This is a genomic window from Macrococcus sp. 19Msa1099 (genome assembly GCA_019357535.2).
In the GTDB taxonomy this organism is placed as follows: Bacteria; Bacillota; Bacilli; order Staphylococcales; family Staphylococcaceae; genus Macrococcoides; species Macrococcoides psychrotolerans.
In genome coordinates, this window is record CP079956.2 from 46,634 (window position 1) to 68,608 (window position 21,975).

Below are 21,975 nucleotides of genomic sequence, written 5' to 3' on the forward strand. Positions count from 1 at the left end.
CCTCAAATCCGAAAAAAGTCTCCCTCAAATCCGAAAAAAGTCTCCCTCAAATCCGCAAAAAGCCTCCCTCAAATCCGCAAAAAGCCTCCCTCAAATCCGCAAAAAGTCTCCCTCAAACCCGAAAAAAGTCTCCTTATATCCGCAAAAAGTCTCCTTATATCCGCAAAAAGCCTCCTTATTAACCTCAAACTTCTTGTCCCTCTAAGGATATAATCATTCTAAAAGGTATTAAAAGTATTTAAAAAAGTATTTAAAAGATTATATAAGTATTTAAAAGACTATATATTATTAATTAATTTTAAAAAATTTGATAATCATAGTTACTCTAAAAAAGCTATGATATACTTTCATAGTCGTCTACCTCTCAGACGATAGTTTGTCATGAGGGGAGGTGTTTAACATGCTAACTATTTTCGTTCAAGTGCTATGCTCCATTGTTAGTGGGTGCATAGTTGCATTATTCTCGCATTGGCTTAGCTTGAATAAGAAGAAATAGACGACACTAGCCCATATAAAAACCCCCGATACTATTTGCGGTAGTATCGGGGGTTTGTGTTTAACACACTCACTATTTTCGTTAATTGAATTTTATCATATTTTATAAGTATTTTAAAGTTTTAGATATGATATTGCTGAAGGTAAAGTCATTGCTAATATGAATATATTTTCAATAATTTATGTACAAAATTTATTTCGATTATCAGAGTGAATAGTAGCAAAGCGTTGCTCGTTTTCTTCAAAAGTCAACCCTAAAAATAAAAAAATTACAAGGTTTAAACGTTGAAAACCCCTTTATAAATGCTATGATTGTTTTAGAAGAAAAACACTTTGAACGCACGTCCTATCAGTAATAAAACTGTGGGAGGCTCAGACGATGATAATAATAAAAAATGTGAATTTATTTTTTGATATAAAAGAAGTTGCATTATTGAGTGTGACAATTGGATCGCTTTCAATTTATTCATTTACAACTGAATTTATCAATAGACACAAAAAAAAGTAAACAACGTCCTAAACTTTGGAGAGGGAAGAACGTTATTTACCAACTGATACTGATTTTTCATAGTGTTTTTTCTTAGAAGTGTTGCAAATCTGCAACGCTTCTTTTTCATGTCTTAACTATAACATAATTTTAAAAAATAGAAATACTATATGCATGTTTTTTCTTAAATGTTTAATTGCAATATTTTCCCATATATATGTATAATTAATTATCAACTTGAAAAGGAATGAAATTAAACATGAAACTTAATATTGATTTTATCAAATATAGTATATATATCATTATAGGTGCTTTTATAGGTCAATTTTTTCTGAGTTATGTTTCAACAGGTTCAATTTGGGAATGGTCTGAAATATCTAATCGTGTTATTCCTTTTTCAATATTTATCATATTTATTTCATACGTGAGTAAAGAATATAGCATCAGAAAACATAATAAGCACAATTAGTTAAAGTAGTCATATTTTTGTGACTACTTTTTTATTTGTCTAAAAGTGTACACTTTTGTCCTGCTTCAAAAACTGCTGAAAAATAAGGGAAAACAGGGGTTATTATTGTCTTGAACATAGTCTATAATTAAATGTGTAAAATATACCAGACTTTTAGACAAAGGGATGATAAATATGAAGATCGGTTATGCTCGTGTATCAACTACTAATAAACAGAATGACAGTTTAGAGAAACAAATTGAAATCTTAATTAAAAATGGTGCTGATCCTGATAATATCTATCAAGAGAAAGTGACTGCTACAAGTACAGCACAAAGAACACAACTTAAAGATATGATTAAACACGCAAGAAAAGGTGATACAATTCTAGTAACTAAAATTGATAGACTAGCTAGAAGTATTTCAGATTTAAACAAGATCGTGTCTGATTTAAACGACAGAGGTGTATCTGTTCAATTTCTCAAAGAACAAATGCTATTCAGTGCTGATGATAACAATTCAATCAATAGATTGTTATTCAATATCTTAGGGTCATTCGCACAATTTGAACGTGATTTAATCGTTGAACGAACTTCAGAAGGTCGTGAACGTGCAAAAAAAGAAGGTAAACACATGGGGCGTAAAGGATCTTCAAGTCCTAGAGATATAAAGAAAGCTATTGATATGTACAACAATAGAGATACAAACAAAATGAGCGTTGCTGATATTCTTAGAGCAACAAGTGTTAAGAAATCTACTTTCTATCATGAATTAAAGAAAGTACAACAAACTAATTGAAATAATGTCTGCTGAAACGCTCTCAGACGAATCGAAAATAAAAAAGTAAGGTAATCATACGCTAACTGTTCTTAAAATCGCTCTTAGAGAACAAATTTTAGAGTTAGTTATAAATAATCAAGAGTTACTGACACTTGAAATATAGAGCGAATAAATGAAATCAGATACATTAAAAAATCTCCCTTACTATTAAAGTAGGGGAGATTTTTTTATTCACATTCCCAATCATAAAATACTTTATTCTATAATCAATACATTAATTTACACTTATTCCCTTTAGACATATTTTGTACCTATTTCTAACACAATTTTGTAAAAACTTCGCCAATTTATTTTCACAATGTTATGCTTCACAAACGCTATGAGAATGGTAACATAAACACATCTTGTGAAAATTAGGAGGAAAGTTATGAAAAAGTACTTTAATAACGTGTTCTGGAGGTGGCATTTTTATGCTGGAATATTCATTCTTCCATTACTTTTAACATTAACGGTATCTGGTATTTTATATTTATTTTATCCGGAAGTTGAAACTCAGCTGAATAAAGATCTGCTGCTTGAACAAACGACTAAAGATAATCAATCTTTAGATAAAGGAATTGAAGATGTGCTACAGGAAAATCCAGGATGGCACGTTATGAAAATCAGTTTATTAAAAGATGACTACAACACACGTCTGACATTAATGGGACCAAATGATGCTTCAAAGATTGTATACTTAGACCACCACAATCAAATTAAAGGAAGCATTGATCCGAATCATTTATTTTCCAATTTTACACGTGACTTTCATTCGAGTCTGCTAACAAAAAATACATTTGTTAATTATCTCGTTGAACTCGCAAGTTGCTGGGCAATATTCATCGTAATTACAGGATTGTTCATGACTATCTACCGAAAATATCTAAAGTCTGGCTCAACAACAATCGCACGTAAAAAATCTGCAAAAGTGCATGCCCTACTCGGTACTGTATTAAGCATACCGCTCATCCTGTTAATATTAACGGGATTACCATGGTCTGGTTTTATGGGCGATAAAGTTTACAATTTCGCTGTGCATAACGATGTATTCGGATATCCAAAAGCCGTTGCAGCTCCTCCTGTTTCTAATAACGAAATCCCTTGGGCGACACGCAACGAACATAATGAATCAAAGCAATCATCAAGCTCAAGATTACCGATTACAAAAATTTACGAAATTGCTCGGGAAGACGGATTCAAAAAGCCATTCAGCATTTCAGTTCCGATGGATGATAAAGGCACATATGTATTATCAAAAGCAGCTGGTACTGGGGTTACAGGGTTAGACGACAGTCCATTTAAAGAAAAAACAGTTCATCTTGATCAATATTCAGGAATGAAACTCGCAGTGTATGATTTTAAAGACTATGGACCACTAGCTAAATTTATCGCAGTCGGCATTCCACTTCATGAAGGAAATTTATTTGGAATGCTAAACAAAATCATTAACTTAATCTTTATGGGAATCCTTCTTGCAGTATGTTATTACGGTATTAAAATTTACTTCATGCGCAAACAAAAAAGACAGTTATCAGCACCAAAAGCACAACCATTCGGACCATATACAGGGTTCTTTGCAGCAATGCTATTATTGCTCGGACTACTCATGCCACTATTTGGATTATCTGTTGTTGTAATATTGATTATAGAATTAATATTATTCATAACTAAGAAGAAATACGCAATATGAAGTACATAGAACCGATCAAGAATGCCTTTCTCTGTACCTTGTCCAACGGACCCGTGGAAGGAATCAACAATAAGATTAAAAACATCAAACGGTCGGGTTACGGTTATCGCAGTTTTATCAATCTGAAAAACCGAATCTTGATCAGCTTTAACTTACTGAACCCGGGCCGGAAACCTAAACCGCTCTTTTACACAAAACGGATGGCCAAGAAACCGTCCAGATTGCTGACCCTTAAATTAGGGAAGCTAACAACTCCGCCTCTGACAGTGTAGAGGTTGTGCAGTTTATGCATCTAAAACGCCAACGGAGTCAATCAATCCATCGGTCACTTAATTATAAAAAAAAGAACCACAGTGATTAACTGTAGTTCTGAATTTGACTCATCAACACTATTTGATAGAGAGCCAAGAATATGGCAGCTGCCATATTCTTGAGCTCGTCCAACTGTTTTTAATTAAGAAAAGAGCGACTAGAGAATTTAATTAGCTTTTACTCTGGCGTGCTCCGTTATAAAGTCGATAATGCCTGCGACGACTTCATCGCGAATCTCGCGGTGGTTGTGAATTTCATGGCGGTAGCCTGAATACAGTTTTGTTTTCACTTGATGGCCCGTTTCCAGCAGCCAATTAGAAACCGCATAGACGCCTTCGCCATATCTTCCGACCGGATCTTCATCACCGGCGATATTGTAGATAGGTATATCAGTAGGGACTTTCTCGGACCACTCCGTCCCCAGGATTTGTTGAATCATTTGAGCAAACTGATAAAGTGATTGAATATTAGGGACGGAGGTGAAGTTGTTGAACGGATCATTGGCGTGGTCCGCCACAATGTCCGGATCTTTACTGATCCAGTCGTTTGGCGTGTTTGGATTTTCAATTCGCTCCGTCATCCATTCAAACATTCGATTTTGATAGTCTGGGTCCACTTGTTCGCCGTTTCCTGCATCGATTTCAGCTTTTAATTCAGAGGCAATATTTTCCATCTCAGGTAAAATTTCTGAAGTCCCGCACAAGATTAAACCGTCCAGCTCTTCGCCATATTTCGTCGCATATAGTCGGGCAATCATAGAGCCCATGCTGTGGCCAAACATGAAATAGGGCAGGTCACCGTAGTCTTCCTTGATTAGTTCGCGCAGTTTTTGTTCATCTTCGGCCATTGTCATATAGCCTTTGTCTCCCCAATTCGACCAGTTGTCGGAATCATAAGCAGTCTTTCCATGTCCGACATGGTCATCGGCGGCCACGACAAAACCGGCCTCATTCAACGTCAAAATCATATGGAGATATCGGCGTGAATGTTCACCATATCCATGAACGATTTGAACGACCCCTATAGGTTCGCGAATGGGAGTATAAATCCATCCCTTTACCGTCTCGATCTCATTAAACGACTTAAATTCAACTTCATGAATTGCCATTTTTACAGCCTCCTTATAAACTGTAGAATGTTGTATAAATCCCCTTTATTATGTATTGCCAAAATACATTATAATCTATAATGTAAGCGCTGTCAAAAGTATTTTGTTGACTTACTCGATTGAAATATTTCTGCTAAAATTACGTCCAAACGTTGATATGATACTGAAAAGAGTGGTCATGTTGAACGAAGAAAGGAATCAATATAAAATGAAAATGATATTTATCTCTCTTTTAACTGTCGCTGTCTTAGCCGGATGTTCTGAAACTGCTGAAGAAACGCCCCGAACAAATTCACCTGATGAGACGACAGCAGTTACCCAATCCACATCGGACACTTCTGACTCACTTTTCGTCACCCTCTTTTTCCATAGTGTACTACAAATCTTTCTCTTCCTCTATTTCTGGAATGTCAACAGTGTCTTAGAAAATTTTCATATGTAAATTTTTAAACTCAAAGATGTTAAGTAATGTAATGAAGAGTGTGGTCTAAAATTGTTGTACCAATTCAAATAATCAAATAATTCTGTTTCTAGCTGATTCAATTCTTCAAATAACTATACCATCTGAATATTTGTATCAAATTTATTATATTTGGAACCAAAAAGAGTACCTAGCAAGTGAACTTCACGAACTGACCGAAGAAGAAAAATAAGTACTGAAAATAATCAGTACTTATTTTTATTTTTCTCAGACTGAAGACAAAGTCTCCTTCGGAGATGAAGTCTTCAGTCTTTTTTATACAATAGTATTAACAATGATTTGGGGTGATTATTTTGTTGAGTAAATCAGAAGATAGAAGAAATCAATTAGAGGTTGTTGCGATTTCAGATTTAGTTCCACAAGATCATTTATTACGAAAAGTAGATAAAGTATTGGATTTAAATTTTATTTATCCTCTTGTTGTTGAAGATACATATTGTCTTGATTTATTTGGCTCATATTTGCGTTTTAAGAGCCGTTTTTAAATTCTAAGTACTTTTTTACTAGAAAAATAATAAAATCGGCTTAAACAGGCTTAAAATTAAAAATAGGCACAAAAAAGCGACTGATCTTTTGAAAAGTTCAGTCGCTAATATTTAATAGCATTAAATGTCAGTTCATATAAATCTTTATCATCCAAATTAGGGAATTCCTCAATATTTACTCGGTACGTAATATTATTTTGCTTTTTAGAGATTTGACTGTAGTAGCTTATATTAATATACATACTGGTTTTATAATCGTTATTTTTAACTGTATCTTGAAATTCTTCAAGTGCTTTTTTACCAATTGGCATTAAATAATATTTATCACTAGGTAAAATATTAATGTGTTTTTCTTGTATAACTTCGTTTTCATTTAAATGGACTTTTATATCTATATTTTTAGCAGTTCCACCACCTAAATTTTGTAGTTTAAAGGCAGTATTTACATAGTCAGAATCAGTTTCAGTTAGATTTCTTAATTTTAAACTTTCGCCTTCTTGTTCCATAAGAATTTGATCGAAAGCCAGGAATGGGATAAAAGAAATTTTAATTTGTCTGATCTGTATCATTACCGAAATTAGATATAAAATTGCCATGATAAATGTTCCAATTGAACCAACTGCTTGTAAAATATTTATCATCCAATTCTCCTTTGAAATAAGTAATCCTTTAATTCTAACATAATACATTAACAGTATTTGAGAACTAATAATAAATAGATCTAGAAAAATAATGATTTTTTAGATCAAAAAACATCAGACGATCTTTTATGCCGAGAAAACTTTTTGAGAAAGAAAAGACCTTTCAAGTACACTTAACGAAGTGGGCCCACCAGGGCGTTTTTTGCCTGGTGGCTCATCTTTAGGGAGTGTATATGAGGGGTCTGCTCCTCTCCAAAAGGAAATTGGAATAAAAAATATCGTGTTTATAGGTATTTTTTAGTATATAATTACAAAAAAAGTGGGTAATTAGTGTGAAAGTTAAAAAAAATTATTTTTATTGTGATGTTATTAGCATTAGTTAATATGGTTTATTCGTTAGGAGCTGTTGATGTTGAAGCAAGTACTGAAAGATATGTAGGAAGCACTTGGAAATATAGAATTGATAATGCTTCTCCGGCCAAAGCTAAACACGTTCATTTTTATAAAAAGAAGAATGGAAGTTGGGATCATCAATTATGTGTGTATAGCAATGGTAGTATTTGTGATGCTAAGAAAAATAAATTGCCAGGGTTTAGTTCATTACCATCAAAAGTAAAAAAAGCAGCTAAAGCAGATAAGTCTACAGGAATGAAAAACTTATGTGCTTGTGGAGGTAGATTTGATGGTGGAGGAGTGGGTAGAAATTTCTTCGCTTATAACTTAGATTCTAAGGACGACGATGAATTATGGAAAATAGCTTAAGTATTTTAACGCGATTATTAAGAAAAGAGAATTTTGAATTTTGGATTGTAGAAAATTCAGATATGCTTAATTATGTTACAAAAATATTTATTTGGAGAGAAAAAAAATATTGAATGTATTAACAGTTACTAGTGCTTCAAAAGAAACATTTTTAACGTTTGAAGATTTAATTGTTCAGATAGAAAGCTTAGTTTCTGATTTAAATACAAAACTAGAAGTAAGAAATTTATATGAATTTTTAGCTTTTAATGAAACTGATTATAATGAATATTGGGATTATGATGAAGACGGAGAGGTTTTTGTTTCGAAAAGAGAACAGATAGAATCAGATCTTATTGAGTTTATAAAAAAAAATCTTACTGATAAGTATTCTTTTGATTATCCTAATCTAGTTGATGAAACTAAAGATTATAGCTGGTAGAAAGTTGTTTTTTCTCTTGATATTATGAAAATAACTAGAATGCTCTTATTTGCCTCATATTTCGATTTTAAATAGGTCTAGCTCTTGGCTGTTTCCGTATTTTGCTGATATTTTATTTACATCCATATCAATAATATTGCCGTATTGATCTTTTGTTGATGCTTCTTCATAAATAAATTTTAACATTGATGCTGCTTTATCAATTTCTTGTTGACTTGGGCTATTTACAACTTGTGCATTGACTGGTAAAGCTACAAAACTGATGATTAAAGCAAAGCAAGTTAGAATTAAGCTAAATTTTTTCATATTTTGCATTCTCTCTAATTTTAATTTTTACATTTTTAGGATACTAAAAAATGGTTATAAAATTAAAATTTTAATAATCAATCGCATATTTGAAACTATGATTTAAGCACCTAAATTTTATAAAAAATTTAGGTGCTTCAGACTGAAGACAAAGTCTCCTTCGGAGATGAAGTCTTCAGTCTTTTTTTATACAATAGTATTAACAATGATTTGGGGTGATTATTTTTTGGATTCTTTGGTCGTTAGGGATATTACATAGTTCAGCAATTTCTTTTGATGTTTTATCAAATACAGAAAAAGTGATTACAAAGTTTATCGTCATAAAAACACCTCTTATTTGGCTCATATTTACGTTTTAAGAAACAAATATAATTATACAGGCATAAACTATATATTTTTAAATTTCGCTCTAAATACCCCATTAAATGCAAAATAAGTATATTGTATTGTTTCAGTTAATTTTTTGAGTTTAGCACTATATTTTTTCGAAAGATAAGCATAAATAAAATAATTAGAGTAATATTTTAAATAATAATTAAATTCAAAATAATGTATTGGAGTGTTTAGATGTATAACGAAGTATTTGTAGTTAGTGATATACATGGAGAATATAAAAAATTTAAAGAAATACTTAAATACTGGGATTCGAATAGACAACAGCTAATATTATTAGGGGATTTGTGTGATAGAGGTTTACAATCTTATGAATGTTTTTATTTAGCAAAGTATTTATGTGATAACTATGGAGCTATATTAATTAAAGGAAATCATGAAGATTTATTTTTAAATTTTTTAAATAAAACTGAAGATTTTAAAGAAAATTATATTATAAATGGGGGATTGAAAACATTAGAAAGTTTTGGTTATTCCGAGAATGATACATTTAAGGATATAGTATTAGATATAAAAAAAAATAATGATAAATTAATAGAGTTTTTAACTTATTTACCAAATTTCTATGAATGGAATGACTATATTTTTGTTCATGCAGGTGTAAATCTCAAAATTAATAATTGGAAAGATACAAGTATTAGAGATTTTATGTGGATTAGAGAAGACTTTCATTTTACGCCAAATAGGTTAAATAAAACTATAGTTTTTGGTCATACTGAAACGAAAATCCTTAATAAAAATAATAAATATGATATATGGATAAATGATAATAAAATAGGTATTGATGGAGGTGCTGTTTATGGAGGTTATTTATATGGTGTGATTTTAGATGTCCATGGTATTCAAGATTATGTATATGTTTGATATTTGTAAATTTTGAGCTTAAACCCCTTGTGAACTACTCGCCACTTAGCTAAACCTAACGGTTCTTAACGCTTGAAGTGGGAGCTTCTTGGGAATAGAGCATACTTGATAGATTATTTCTTTGCTAACAGCGGTGTCTCTTATTTACCAAGCTATCCCCGTAGTTCCTACGGTTCTTATTTGTATCTAAGCTAATTCCTTTATTCGTAGACCTTCGGTCAGAATATTTATACTCGCGTTGATATCCCGGTCATGATGAGTATGACAAATAGGACAAGTCCATTCTCTAATTCCGAGAGATTTCTTGGCATCTTGATGTCCGCACTCCGAACAAACTTGACTAGATGGAAACCATTTATCTATCTTGATAATTTCGCGTCCATACCAGTCAGCCTTATATTGTAGTTTAGTTACAAAACTAGACCAAGATACATCTGAAATACTTTTCGCTAGTTTATGATTGCGCAACATACCCTTTGTATTTAAGTCTTCAATACAGATAATATCGTGATTATTGATAAGCTCTGTACTTAACTTATTCAGAAAATCAGTACGTTGATTCATTACTTTTTCGTGTAATCTTGCAACTTTAAGTTTTTGTTTTTGATAATTTCTAGCTTCAAACAAATTGATACCTTTTTGCTTAGCTAATAGTGCTCGCCTCGACAATTTGCGTTGTTCACGCTTTAGTTTCTGTGCCATTTTTAAAGTGAATTTATTATTATCAATCTTCTGGCCATCTGAAAGAATAGCAAAATCAGTTATACCGAGATCAATCCCAATAGCAGAGTTGATTTTAGGGAGCTCCATTATTTCTTCTTCACACAACAAGGAAATATAGTGTTTCCCACTCGAATGACGTGATATTGTTGCAGATTTGATAATCCCTTTAGGTTGTCTATGAAGCTTAATTCTTATTAATGATTTTAACTTAGGCACTTTGATAAATTTACTATCTATCAAAGCGATTGTTCCATTTTGATTATTCGTAGTGTAGCTTTGGACAGGATGCTTCTTGCTTTTGAATTTTGGAAATCCGACGGATTTATCACGAAAGAAATTTTTATATGCTTTGTCTAAATTTAGTTGTGCATTAGCTAATGCAAGACTGTCCACTTCTTTCAAGAATGGAAATTCTTTTTTATATTTTGCAGGTGTTGGAAAACTTCTTTTTTTAGATGAATCATTTTTAATTTTCTCATAACCATTTATTCTGTCTTCAAGCATTAGGTTATAAACTTTACGAACACAACCAAAAGACTTGGTAAAGAAAAGTTCTTGTTCTTCTGTTGGATATAATCTGAATTTATATGCTTTTAATCGTTCCATAAAGTTCCACCTGCTTTCTATTTATGATTGTTTCCTTGGTTTTGAATATATTTTTTTATGACATCAATTGGTGCGCCACCAGTAGTTAGAAGACAAAAACTTTTAGACCAAAACATTTCCCTCCAAAGAAATTGTTTCACTTTTGGAAAGTCACGTTTTATCAAACGAGAACTAGCACTTTTATAGGCATTGATAAATTTGGTCATTTCCGTTTTCGGTTGTGCCTTGAACATGATGTGAATGTGGTCTTTATCATGATTCCACTCAACTAAAGTAATATGATACGATTTTGAAATTCTTTCAAAAGTATCTTTAGCATATTCAGATATTTCATCATCAATCACCTGTCTACGATACTTTGTAACTAAAACAAGGTGGTAATAAAGAAGGAACACTGAATGATTATTTGTGTCTAATTCCATTGTTATATCAACTCATTTCTTTTATAGACTGATTATAACATGAAGCAAAATAAAAAGGCAACATGCCCTAGTTGTCGGTTTTCGAGTTACCCACGGTAATCCTCATACCGAACGGCATTCATCACCCACCTATAGAGGATGGGCGACTTCTGCCTAAATTAGTAAAAATAAATACTTTTTGGGAGAAAATTTATCATGAGTAACTATATATTTCAACAATACCATAGCAAAGAGAACGTCATTACAGCTAACTTCATATTTTTTATAAGTAATATAAGAAGGATTTCTGAAAGAGCATATATGAATTTTATATGGAACATACAAGGAGAGGGCATACCGGAAGATAATAATTTTGTGACTCCGTTATTTAAAAATCAAATCAAGTTAAGTGTTTATAAAAGTGTTCCTGACGGTATGATTCATCAATCTTCTAACAAAATAATTGTTGAAACTAAGGGTAATGGTGCAATATTTAGAGAGGAACAGATTAATGGTCATTTAAATTATTTTGATAACGAAGATTTAATGATTTTTTTGACTTTAGATAAATATAATCTTAGTGTGTCAGATAAGTTGATGATAGAAAAAGTTGTTGAGTTGAAGAATAACACATTAGATGATCAAAAAAAGAATAGAATTAAACATGTCCATTTAAGATTTAAGGATATTATTGATAAGATTTATGAAGTAATAGACGAAACAAGAGAATTTGAATTGATAGACTTAATAGAAGCATACTCTGAATACCTTCAATCGGAAAACTTATTAGATGATATTGAGGGAAGGATGAGAATGTGTCTTTCAGGTAGCTCATTTGATGATAACCTTAAACATAATATTTACTTTCATCCTGCTGAAAAAAGAGGATACAGTTTCAAGCCGATAGAATACATCGGGCTATATAAAGACAAAGCAATACAAGCTATCGGAAAAGTAGACAAAGTAATAGTGACGGAAATAAATGAGAGCTCATTATCCTTGAAGACAGTTTATCCTGTAGGTACTGAGTTATCGACTGATGAGTATGAAATAGTTAAAAATAAAATAATGGTGCTTGGGAAAGAAAAGTGGACTAATCTATTGAACGAACCACATTATTATTACTTAATTGAAGATTTTATAGAGACCGACTACAAGAAAATATCTAAAGGTGGATCAATGGGGGTTAGGTATTTTAATGTGAATGAACTTTTGAATAAGGATAACTTAACCACTGAACAAATTGCTAACGAATTATGTAATATAGATTGGGAATAATGGCTAATGAATGAAAAGATTGAAAAACTATTATTGGGAGATAATTAATGAAAAATGTAGAAGATTATATGCAGTGGAGAACTTCAGAAGGCAAAAGTTTTGAAGATATTTTTAATAGAGAAATGAATATTTTAGGTTGGACTTATAGAGATGTATTGTATTCATTTTTAGGAATTTATGTTTTGGGGATATACGTATATTATGAAGAAGATATAAACAAAAAAAAGACTAGGCTAGAATTTAAAGATGGAAGCCAACTATGGAATTTCGAAAAAATATACAAGTTATATGATAAATATGAAGAACTAAATAATCTTCAAGAAATAAAAAGTTTTCTTTCTGTTTACGGCTCTATTGGTAATATAATTCCAATGTGGCCTGGGGGTAACGTACATAAAGGAAGTTGCAATTATTATGACTTAACGGAAATATATTTTAATAATTTTAAAAATTGGAGAGATTATTTAGTATTAGAATATCCTAATGCTTGTTTAGAAGAAATTGTTGATAGAAGTGAAAAATATAATATGAAGGAGTTCATGGATAAACTTGACAAAGAGTTTTATAAAAAATATCTGAAAGACATTACGCAAGTAATAAAAAATAGAGAAGAGGAGATAAAAAAGCAACTTCATAATTAAATAACCTCACTCTTAACCGATACGCTGAAAGTTATCATAAATGATGAGGTTTTTAACAATCTTCAATAACGTTTTTTGAGTACACTTTACATAAATTATTGAAATAGAGAGTGTGATTTTTATGACGATACTAGAAACAGACCGTTTAATTTTAAGGGAACTTCGAAAAGAAGATAAATTTAATCTTTCTAAAGTATTATCTGATTCTGAGTCTATGCAACACTATGGTCATCCGTTTAATGAGCATGAGGTTGAAGAATGGATTAAGTGGAATATCGAAAATTATGCTACATATAATTGTGGTCTATGGGCGATTATTCTGAAAGAAGATGGAACTTTTTTAGGTGACTGTGGTATAACGATGCAAAATATTGATGGAGAGGTACTACCTGAGATTGGATTTCATATTATCAAAGAATACTGTAACAAAGGTTATGCCTCAGAAGCGGCAAATGCATGTATGGAATATGCTTTTAATGTTTTGGGGTTTGAAAAGATATATTCATATTCAACTATAGATAACTTGCCATCTCAAAAAGTAGCATCAAAAATTGGGATGAAGAAACATAAAGTATTTGAAAAGAACGGGTTACAACATATTGTTCAAATAGCTATCAAAGAAAAGGAGAGTATAATATGAGTATCGAACAAAAATTATTTGATGAAGCCAAATCTTTTATTGTTAAACGTTTCCCTAAAGGATGGGGAGGTGCTGCAGCGATGTATTCCAAGAAAGGTGAAATTTATATTTCAGTTGCTCCCGAGGTAATTAATGCTTCATCAGAATTATGTATTGAAACAGGAGCGATTTTAGAAGCTCATAAATTTGATGATATTATTACACATAGTATCTGTGTTGTAAGAGATGATGAAAATAGTGAATTTAAAGTTTTAACACCATGCGGTACATGCCAAGAAAGATTACTTTATTGGGGTAACAATGTGAAGGTGGCTGTCACTAATGATAGTAGCAATTTAGAATATAAGTCATTAAGAGAGTTACAACCGTTTCACTGGACAAATGCATATCATGATATTGAATTCAAAGAGATCTTATAATAAATGAAAAACTTACGGAAAGACTGTTAGAGGTGTACTCACAATGCATTCTTTTAAAATATGGAACAAAATATTCGAAGATAGAGAAATAATTGTAGAAAAAGAAGATTGGAATAAGGAGTATGAAGGTTTAAATATTTCAAGTGGAAATTTTAATTTTAAAAGTAGATTAGCAAAGAAAACTCCTAAGAAACCGGGATATTTCGTTGCTATATGGAAGAAAGATTCCCTTAATAAAAATATACCTTTTAATGAAGATGATATTGGGGATTACCTTGTAATTAATATTCTTGATGACTATAATGAAGGTCAGTTTGTTTTCCCTGTTTCGATCCTAATCGAAAAAGGTATTGTCAAAGCAGATAATTCAAAAGGCAAAATGGCTTTTAGATTGTATCCACCATGGTTCAAAGATTTGAATAAAGCTGCAATGGTTAGTCAGAAATGGCAGTCTGAACATTTTTATAAGATGGGTGAATATAAGTTTGACTAATAAGCGTAAATTAAGTCCAAAGCTAATAAAGCTTTGGACTTAATTTTATACTAATAATTCTTTGCTATTAATTTCCTTTTTCAATTCCTTAATAAATGTTGTGATATCTTTTGATACATTCTCTGACTGACCGTATTTTCTAACAGATAATGAATTATTATTTTGTTCCTCATCACCCACTACAATAGTGTAAGAGATTTTATTCATTTGACTTTCTCTAATTTTCTTACCTAGCTTTTCGTCTCTGTTATCAATATTTACTCTGATGTTTTCCTGAGCAAATACTTTTTGAATTTGTTTTACATATTCAATATTATTTTCAGATACTCCAATAAGATTCACTTGAGTTGGTGCCATCCATAATGGAAATGCCCCTTTAAAGTGTTCGATCAATATTCCAAAGAAACGATCAAGTGATCCAAATATTGCTCGATGAATAACTACTGGTCGTTCTTTTTCATTGTTTTCATTTACGTATGTTAAATCGAATTTTTCAGGCATTTGGAAATCAAGTTGCACAGTAGCACATTGATGACTTCTATTTAATGCATCTTTAATATGAATATCAATCTTAGGACCGTAGAAAGCACCGTCACCTTCATTAATACTATAAGGTAGGTTTAAGTTATCTAAAACATTTGATAATGATTTTTCAGCTTCTTCCCATAGACTTAATTCTCCTAGATATTTTTCTGGACGAGTCGATAGTTCTATTGAATATCCAAATCCAAAAATGTTATACAGGTAATCAATAAGCTCTAATACATTTTTAACTTCCTCTTGAATTTGAGATTTCATTATAAAAATATGTGCATCATCTTGACAGAACGTTCTTACACGAAGTAATCCATTTAAAGCTCCGCTAAACTCATGACGATGTACTTGTCCAAATTCAGCTATTCTAAGTGGTAAATCTTTATAAGATTTTAATTCATTTTTAAATATCAACATATGACCAGGACAATTCATAGGTTTTAATGCAAAATCATTATCATCAACCTTTGTAAAATACATATTTTCATGATAATGATCCCAATGTCCAGAAGCTTCCCAAAGTCTTTGATTCATCATTAAAGGTGTTTTAACTTCTTGGTATCCTCTTTCTAATTGAATCTGTCTTAAAAACTCTTCCATTTTATTTTTAATGAACTGCCCATTTGGTAGATAGAAGGGCATCCCTGGAGCTTCTTCGGAAAACATGAATAGTTTCAGTTGCTTACCTAGTTTTCTGTGATTTCTTTCATCCGCTTCTTTTAAGAAGTCAAAATAATTATCTAATTCTTCTTTTGATGCAAATGCTACACCATATATACGCTGAAGCATCTTATTATTACTATCACCTTTCCAGTAAGCACCTGCAACTTTTGTTAATTTAAAGTGATTTACATATTTAGTACTTGGTACGTGTGGACCTGTACATAAGTCTGTAAATTCACCTTGTTGATATATTGAAAGTTGTTCTTCTTTATGGCTTTCTATGATATTCACTTTATAAGAATTATCTTTAAATACATTCTTAGCTTCTTCATAAGATACCTCAGAACGAATGAATGTAAGATTTTCTTTTTGAATTTTTTTCATTTCTTTTTCGATTTTACTTAAGTCACTCTCACTGATAGATTGATCTAAGTCTATATCATAATAAAAGCCATTTTCAATAACTGGTCCAATTGATAGTAGTGCATTTGGATAAATTCGTTTAATCGCTTGAGCTAAAATATGTGCTGTGGAGTGTCTTATCACTTCAATCCCTTCGGCAGTATTAATATTATAGAAACTAAGTTCTGAATCTTGATGGATGGGATAGGTCAAATCAACTAAGGTTCCATTGACGCGGCAAACAATGGCTTCCTTGAATAAAGAATTACTAATCGATTTTGCAACTTCACTTGCTAGAATTCCTTTCGGATATTCTTTTTTACTTCCATCTGGAAATTTGATACTAATTTGTTGATTTGACATTTAAATCTCTCCCTAAATTTTATTTTTATAATAAAAAGACCCGTCCCTCAAAAAAGGGACGAGTCTTCTATTACCCGCGGTTCCACCCAAAATTCCATCATTGATGATGACACTCTAGCATGTTTAACGTACATGAACGTGATATGTTTCCATATCATTTATAGTTAAGGTAGTAATTTTATTGTCTGATTTAGGAATCTCTCAGCAATTATTCCCTCTCTGTTAATCGATCAAATAAAATCATGTCCTTGTGTGTAATATTAAATTAAACATATGATATATTTTATTGAATATTTTGTCAACATTTTCATTTTTAAAATTGAATATAAAAGGGGTCATAAAGTGCCTAAATTTAAAGGGATTATTATTGAGGGTTATTCATACACAGGAAAATCATCTATATTTAATGAAATAAAGAAATTACAAACATTATCAAATAAAGAACGTTCAGCAGTCTATATTACAGAACACTACACTCAAATTCTCAATGTTAACAAACATGATGAGATAATTGAAATAACAAAAGATAATCATATTTCGTTATTAGAGTCGCATTTGAATTATTTGTCTCAACTATCGAATTGGATTAATAATGAGATAAATCATGGTAAATCTTCTAGTGACCTTTACTATATGATTGAGAGATATCATTTAAATCATATAGTACATTTTGGAAATCATCATGAGATTATTCAAATACAAAATAAATTAATGGAATTAAATCCACTTTGTGTTCTGTTAACTGTTTCTAAGAGTGAAATGAGCAAACGAATCCAGCTTAGATATCCGCAAATAGGTAATCATGATTTAAAAAAAGAAATTGAAAAGTTTACACAAATTCAAGAGTACTATATAAAAGCTGTAAGCAATACAGTCATTCCGTATAAGATTGTAAATACTGATAGTATGGATTGGGAAGGTTTAGCGAGTCAAATTTATTCTCTTCATTGTGAAACTTGAATCCACTTTGTAATCCTAAAGTGTGACGATACCACTTCTCAGTTTTTTCAATATCACTAACTAGTAGTTTATTAAACAGTGGCATTCGATAAAATTCCATGTAATCACCTCCTTACTATAATCGTAAGGTATAACGTGACGTTAAAGTAAAGAGTGAATTATGAAATAATCATAATATTACTTGGCTTCGCTTGAACAATAAATAGATGGTATAAATTAATATTAAGGCTATGGTATAATTAACTGAATATTTAGTTTTCTAAGCGTAGTTGTTAATACATAGGAGGAAGAAAATGAACTGGAAAGAAAATAGAATTCTATCAGTTAAGAATGGTACGAATCCAATGGTAATAAAAGAACTGAAAGGAAGCTATGTTGTGTTTGGTGATGTACAATTTCTTCCAGGCTATTGTGTATTGCTTCCTAAAAGAGAGGTAAGATTATTGAATGATCTTACCATAGAAGAACGTCAAGATTATTTATTAGATATGAGCTTAGTAGGCGATGCGATGATGAAAGCATTGAATCCGACAAGAGTGAATTACGAAATATTAGGTAACAAAGATCATTTTCTTCATGCACATTTGTTTCCAAGATATGAGTGGGAAGATGAGTCGGTGAAGTATATGCCAGTGTGGGCGTATGATGCTTCCAATTGGTCGAATGAAGAAACGGCTTACGATCCTGATAAACATGATGAAATTAGAAATAAGATAAAGAACGAACTTGAACAGTTGTATAAAATATAAAATCATAGTCGATATCATCATTTTGATATCGACTTTAATTATAATAAACCTCACTCTTAACCGATACGCTGAAAGTTATCACAAGTGATGAGTTTTTTTCTTAGAATTTAATATTTTAGTTAATTTCGTTTGTCAAAATAAGCTAGACAATTTCTCATCTTCGATGAAACTCATAAATACTTCCAATGGTGTTTTATAGCCCAGCGATTTTCTAGGACGATGATTAATATTTTGAGCAACACTAATGATATGATCATCAGTGACTGAATTAAAGTCTAATTCTTTATCTAATCCACTGCGTCTAAGTATCCCGTTAGAATGTTCATTCAATCCACGTTGCGACGGAGTGCCGGGGTCAGCAAAGAATATCGAGATATCGTGTCGGTTACAGATTGTTTTCCAGTTGGAGAACTCCTTACCACAATCGAAAGTAATCGATTTAAATATATGAGCAGGTAAAGCTGAAAACATAGAGTGAAGCGCATCTTCAATATCATCTGCCTTGCGACCTTGAGGTCGTATAGTGATAATCATCTTAGAGATCCTTTCTACTAAGGTTATGACAGCACTCCCATGATTACGGCCAATGATAGTGTCACCTTCAAGATGACCAAATTCTTGAAAGAAGAAAGGAAATTCTTATATTCTTTCAGAAATGTGTCTTTTGAAAGCCTGTCTACCTCTTTTTTCACAATGACCATTTGGCTTCCTTTTACCTTTCATAGGTAAAGATTGTACCGAAAAGACGTTTTCCTTAAACATTCTATAAAGAGTTTTTACAGAACAATCAATCGGGTGTTCACCTCTGCCAATAATAGTGTCAGGTGTCCAGCCATCGGCTACTTTTTCTCGAATATAAGCTGACTGATTTTCTGGAAGTACTATTCTATGTCTGCCACAATTTGATTTTCTTTGCTTATACTCCTGGTAATATTCCAGTGCAGTTATACCTGTCTTAAGTGCATTTATTACGTTATAAATTGTCTGTCTTGATCGTTTCAATCTCTTTGCGATTTCTTTTACCGAAAGATCTTGATGATAATATGATTCTATGAACGTGAGTTCATCCGTGTTAAGATGTTTATAGGCTATTCTGTACTCACTCCTTATGTTTTCTTTGGTCGGAAATACATATTGAGTTTAGCACAGAAGGCTTTTTTAGTTGTCTAGCTTAATTTTACAATCGACGAAGTAAAAAAGATTAAAAGGAATAGGGAAGTTAGTGCATTGGTATTCACATTCTTACCACAAAAAAATATAAAGCCAGTAGCGTCAAATAATAAATCAGATAATAATGCTGAGGAGTTACAGTTTTTAGCTAACAGCTTACACTTAGGTGATAATCTAGAGAATAATCCATTATATTCTGCATTAAAAAATAATTAAACCCTAAAATCTTATGCTCATAAGATTTTAGGGTTTTATCATTAACCATTTATTGTTATTAATCTATTTTTAGTATTCTCTAGTTTCTTTAACAGATATGTCGCTTCTCTATATCTCTTTTCCCTAACTAAAGCATCAACTAACCTAGCTGTGTTATTTTTGTTCAGTTTTAACTTCGCATTATTCTCTTTGACATTCATATAGCTTGTGACAATACGATTATAGTCCTTTTCATATAAACTTTTAATAAAAACATTTTCTAACCTATCTTCTCTTTGATTTAGAGACCTTATAACAGTAACAATCAGATTAGCTACACTATATAGTAATAGCACCGCACTTGATCCAACAAATAGCACTTTAAAGAGCAACTTATTATAGTCAGTGATAATGAGTAACATTTTAATTGCTTCTTCATTCTTAATATCTTTTAAGACGCCAGGCGTCAAATGTACCATATTAACGATATACAGTACTAAACAAAGTAAAGCTGTAGAGAGAATGAAGAGTAATGAACTTTTTATGACTTGTTTTTTATCTATCCATTCTAAACCGTAGTGAAATAATAGTTTATTTATCAATGTGATCGCTATAAATGTCGGAATTAATCCACATGCAAGAAATAATGATGTAATCATAAGGTATATAGCATCAATTGTTTCCATCATTATTCACCTCTCTTTGAATACTCTTCTAAAAGGTCTTTTATCACTTTCTCTTTAGAAAGATCTGAATACTCAGGTATATAATCATCAATCATTCTATATAGACTTACCGCTTTTTCATAGATTTCAATTTTAGGATATCTGTTTTTATCTTTTAACTCATTAACCGTATCGTCTGTATGTTTGAAAACTTTGCTAGTAATTCTATTTTTTACTGATGGATAGACCTTTTCTTTCTTCTCAGCAGAAACTAATTTATCATCCATAATACTTGATGGCGGAGTGGGACTTTTTATATTTTTATTCCAGCTCTTAGACATATCCTATTCCTCACTTTCTATTTTTTCTATTCGCTCTAAAGTCTCTTTTACAGCATTTTCATACATATGTAATGTCTTTTTGTCATATGGCAGGTGTTCTGTTATGCCATATTTACCCCAAGCAATTACACGTTTAGAACGTCTTATAATATGTTCGTATACATCTTCTTCAAACTCTGCTCGCAGCTCTGCTTCTACCTGTTCTACAGTGCTTCCATTAGGATCTATGAGATAGGGTAGTATACCAATTAATTCAATATTCTCATTATATTGAAGCATAGATCCCACATAGTTATAGATTTTTCGAGTAGAGTTTGCGCTTGCTTCTTCAGTCTGTGTAGTAATTATCATATAGTCACTACAGCAGATAGCATTTGTCGTTGTTATTCCTGTTGATGGTCTCGTATCAAAAATGACATAATCATATTTTTCTTTAATGTCCTTTAGAAGTGTATAGAAAAGATAGTATCTCGCTTTTTTATCTTTCAGCTCCTCCACAACATACGTGTCAAATTGCTCTAACTCCCACGAACCATGTAGTAAATCTACATTATCGTGAATTGTGATAATCGCATCTTCTATCGTTTTTTCAAAGTTACTATCCACTGCATTCTTTATTGATTGAAGCAGTTCTGTCTCTGGTTCCATTTCTTCTTTATGAAAAGTACGTTTTAATTTCTCTGTAACATCTGCCTGAGGGTCTGAGTCAATAACAAGTATCTTTTTATCGTATTTTGTCGATAGAATGTATGTCAGTAATTCAACATAAGTTGACTTTCCAACTCCACCTTTAAAATTACCAACTGTAATCGTCTTAGTCATCTGATAATACCTCCTACTCATATTGTATACTGTTGTACACTATGGTGTACAAATAATGTTAATGTAATTATATATTCTTAAATAAATATTGTAAAGTAAATTTATACATAATTTCTCTTAAGCATTGATATTATTTTGATTGTGGAGCATAAATGATATAATAAAAATACATATTATAGTAATGTGATATATATTTTT

23 protein-coding genes and 4 pseudogenes are annotated in these 21,975 nt (G+C 31.4%); 16 read left to right on the forward strand and 11 right to left on the reverse strand.

Annotation, left to right across the window (positions count from 1 at the left end; all coding sequences use genetic code 11):
* The first annotated feature begins 400 nt into the window (after window positions 1-400).
* The 4 genes and pseudogenes from KYI10_11555 (at window position 401) to KYI10_11570 (ending at window position 4,211) form a co-directional block, all read left to right on the forward strand.
* Window positions 401-496 carry a type I toxin-antitoxin system Fst family toxin gene (locus KYI10_11555; protein QYA34029.1) on the forward strand — a complete coding sequence of 32 codons (96 nt, stop codon included), beginning with the start codon at window positions 401-403 and terminating at the stop codon, window positions 494-496.
* Window positions 497-1,625: 1,129 nt separating this feature from the next.
* The gene (locus KYI10_11560; protein QYA34030.1) at window positions 1,626-2,228 is read left to right on the forward strand and encodes a recombinase family protein; all 603 of its coding nucleotides are present in this window, start codon (window positions 1,626-1,628) and stop codon (window positions 2,226-2,228) included.
* A 409-nt stretch (window positions 2,229-2,637) separates the two neighbouring features.
* Complete coding sequence (locus KYI10_11565) at window positions 2,638-3,939, forward strand: PepSY domain-containing protein (protein QYA34031.1); 1,302 nt, start codon at window positions 2,638-2,640, stop codon at window positions 3,937-3,939.
* Window positions 3,939-4,211: pseudogene (locus KYI10_11570) on the forward strand (transposase). The gene KYI10_11565 and the pseudogene KYI10_11570 overlap by 1 nt, the downstream one beginning before the upstream one ends.
* A gap of 206 nt (window positions 4,212-4,417) precedes the next feature.
* Here the strand turns inward: KYI10_11570 and KYI10_11575 are convergent.
* Entirely contained in the window at window positions 4,418-5,359 is a 942-nt protein-coding gene (locus KYI10_11575) for an alpha/beta fold hydrolase (protein ID QYA34033.1), read from the reverse strand.
* 198 nt (window positions 5,360-5,557) lie between these two features.
* Window positions 5,558-5,716 carry a hypothetical protein gene (locus KYI10_11580; GenBank protein ID QYA34034.1) on the reverse strand — a complete coding sequence of 53 codons (159 nt, stop codon included), beginning with the start codon at window positions 5,714-5,716 and terminating at the stop codon, window positions 5,558-5,560.
* A gap of 203 nt (window positions 5,717-5,919) precedes the next feature.
* Between KYI10_11580 and KYI10_12695 the strand changes: the two are divergent.
* Window positions 5,920-6,012 (forward strand): annotated as a pseudogene (locus KYI10_12695) (replication protein).
* 121 nt (window positions 6,013-6,133) lie between these two features.
* A pseudogene (locus KYI10_11590) lies at window positions 6,134-6,277 on the forward strand (IS5/IS1182 family transposase).
* Between the two features lie 152 nt (window positions 6,278-6,429).
* Here the strand turns inward: KYI10_11590 and KYI10_11595 are convergent.
* Window positions 6,430-6,966 carry a hypothetical protein gene (locus KYI10_11595; GenBank protein ID QYA34037.1) on the reverse strand — a complete coding sequence of 179 codons (537 nt, stop codon included), beginning with the start codon at window positions 6,964-6,966 and terminating at the stop codon, window positions 6,430-6,432.
* Window positions 6,967-7,329: 363 nt separating this feature from the next.
* On the opposite strand from KYI10_11595, the gene KYI10_11600 reads away from it, so the two are divergent.
* Both KYI10_11600 and KYI10_11605 read left to right on the forward strand, forming a co-directional pair.
* Window positions 7,330-7,728 carry a hypothetical protein gene (locus KYI10_11600; protein ID QYA34038.1) on the forward strand — a complete coding sequence of 133 codons (399 nt, stop codon included), beginning with the start codon at window positions 7,330-7,332 and terminating at the stop codon, window positions 7,726-7,728.
* Between the two features lie 109 nt (window positions 7,729-7,837).
* Window positions 7,838-8,149, forward strand: coding sequence for a hypothetical protein (locus tag KYI10_11605; protein ID QYA34039.1), 312 nt, complete (start codon window positions 7,838-7,840; stop codon window positions 8,147-8,149).
* 54 nt (window positions 8,150-8,203) lie between these two features.
* Here KYI10_11605 and KYI10_11610 read toward each other — a convergent pair whose 3' ends face one another.
* The gene (locus tag KYI10_11610) at window positions 8,204-8,455 is read right to left on the reverse strand and encodes a hypothetical protein (protein ID QYA34040.1); all 252 of its coding nucleotides are present in this window, start codon (window positions 8,453-8,455) and stop codon (window positions 8,204-8,206) included.
* 567 nt (window positions 8,456-9,022) lie between these two features.
* Between KYI10_11610 and KYI10_11615 the strand changes: the two genes are divergently transcribed.
* On the forward strand, window positions 9,023-9,712 hold the full coding sequence (locus KYI10_11615) for a metallophosphoesterase (protein QYA34041.1): 690 nt from the start codon (window positions 9,023-9,025) through the stop codon (window positions 9,710-9,712).
* Window positions 9,713-9,898: 186 nt separating this feature from the next.
* Here the strand turns inward: KYI10_11615 and tnpB are convergent, their stop codons facing one another.
* Window positions 9,899-11,041, reverse strand: coding sequence for an IS200/IS605 family element RNA-guided endonuclease TnpB (tnpB, locus tag KYI10_11620; protein QYA34042.1), 1,143 nt, complete (start codon window positions 11,039-11,041; stop codon window positions 9,899-9,901).
* Between the two features lie 17 nt (window positions 11,042-11,058).
* Window positions 11,059-11,463: an IS200/IS605 family transposase gene (gene tnpA / locus KYI10_11625; GenBank protein QYA34043.1), complete on the reverse strand. Its 405-nt coding sequence runs from the start codon at window positions 11,461-11,463 to the stop codon at window positions 11,059-11,061.
* A 195-nt stretch (window positions 11,464-11,658) separates the two neighbouring features.
* Between tnpA and KYI10_12700 the strand changes: the two genes are divergently transcribed.
* The 5 genes from KYI10_12700 to KYI10_11650 all read left to right on the forward strand — a co-directional run bounded on the left by KYI10_12700 (window position 11,659) and on the right by KYI10_11650 (window position 14,913).
* Entirely contained in the window at window positions 11,659-12,720 is a 1,062-nt protein-coding gene (locus KYI10_12700; protein XBW67577.1) for a hypothetical protein, read from the forward strand.
* A 47-nt stretch (window positions 12,721-12,767) separates the two neighbouring features.
* Window positions 12,768-13,361 carry a hypothetical protein gene (locus KYI10_11635; protein QYA34044.1) on the forward strand — a complete coding sequence of 198 codons (594 nt, stop codon included), beginning with the start codon at window positions 12,768-12,770 and terminating at the stop codon, window positions 13,359-13,361.
* A 121-nt stretch (window positions 13,362-13,482) separates the two neighbouring features.
* Window positions 13,483-14,001 carry a GNAT family N-acetyltransferase gene (locus tag KYI10_11640; protein QYA34045.1) on the forward strand — a complete coding sequence of 173 codons (519 nt, stop codon included), beginning with the start codon at window positions 13,483-13,485 and terminating at the stop codon, window positions 13,999-14,001.
* On the forward strand, window positions 13,998-14,420 hold the full coding sequence (locus KYI10_11645) for a cytidine deaminase (GenBank protein ID QYA34046.1): 423 nt from the start codon (window positions 13,998-14,000) through the stop codon (window positions 14,418-14,420). The genes KYI10_11640 and KYI10_11645 overlap by 4 nt, the downstream gene beginning before the upstream one ends.
* 43 nt (window positions 14,421-14,463) lie before the next feature.
* Window positions 14,464-14,913, forward strand: a complete 450-nt coding sequence (locus KYI10_11650; GenBank protein QYA34047.1) for a MepB family protein — start codon at window positions 14,464-14,466, stop codon at window positions 14,911-14,913.
* A gap of 45 nt (window positions 14,914-14,958) precedes the next feature.
* Here KYI10_11650 and thrS read toward each other — a convergent pair whose 3' ends face one another.
* Entirely contained in the window at window positions 14,959-16,875 is a 1,917-nt protein-coding gene (gene thrS / locus KYI10_11655; protein ID QYA34048.1) for a threonine--tRNA ligase, read from the reverse strand.
* 342 nt (window positions 16,876-17,217) lie between these two features.
* Here thrS and KYI10_11660 point away from each other — a divergent pair, with 342 nt between their 5' ends.
* Both KYI10_11660 and KYI10_11665 read left to right on the forward strand, forming a co-directional pair.
* A complete protein-coding gene (locus KYI10_11660) occupies window positions 17,218-17,835 on the forward strand; it encodes a hypothetical protein (GenBank protein ID QYA34049.1) in 618 nt (205 codons plus the stop codon).
* A 293-nt stretch (window positions 17,836-18,128) separates the two neighbouring features.
* Window positions 18,129-18,584, forward strand: coding sequence for an HIT family protein (locus KYI10_11665; GenBank protein ID QYA34050.1), 456 nt, complete (start codon window positions 18,129-18,131; stop codon window positions 18,582-18,584).
* A 132-nt stretch (window positions 18,585-18,716) separates the two neighbouring features.
* Here KYI10_11665 and KYI10_11670 read toward each other — a convergent pair.
* From KYI10_11670 to KYI10_11685, 4 genes and pseudogenes are all read right to left on the reverse strand, one after another.
* A pseudogene (locus KYI10_11670) lies at window positions 18,717-19,676 on the reverse strand (IS30 family transposase).
* Between the two features lie 335 nt (window positions 19,677-20,011).
* Window positions 20,012-20,638, reverse strand: coding sequence for a hypothetical protein (locus KYI10_11675; protein QYA34051.1), 627 nt, complete (start codon window positions 20,636-20,638; stop codon window positions 20,012-20,014).
* Window positions 20,638-20,955, reverse strand: coding sequence for a hypothetical protein (locus tag KYI10_11680; GenBank protein QYA34052.1), 318 nt, complete (start codon window positions 20,953-20,955; stop codon window positions 20,638-20,640). Before KYI10_11680 ends, KYI10_11675 begins: the two co-directional genes overlap by 1 nt.
* Before the next feature lie 3 nt (window positions 20,956-20,958).
* Window positions 20,959-21,777 carry a ParA family protein gene (locus tag KYI10_11685; GenBank protein ID QYA34053.1) on the reverse strand — a complete coding sequence of 273 codons (819 nt, stop codon included), beginning with the start codon at window positions 21,775-21,777 and terminating at the stop codon, window positions 20,959-20,961.
* Window positions 21,778-21,975 lie beyond the last annotated feature (198 nt).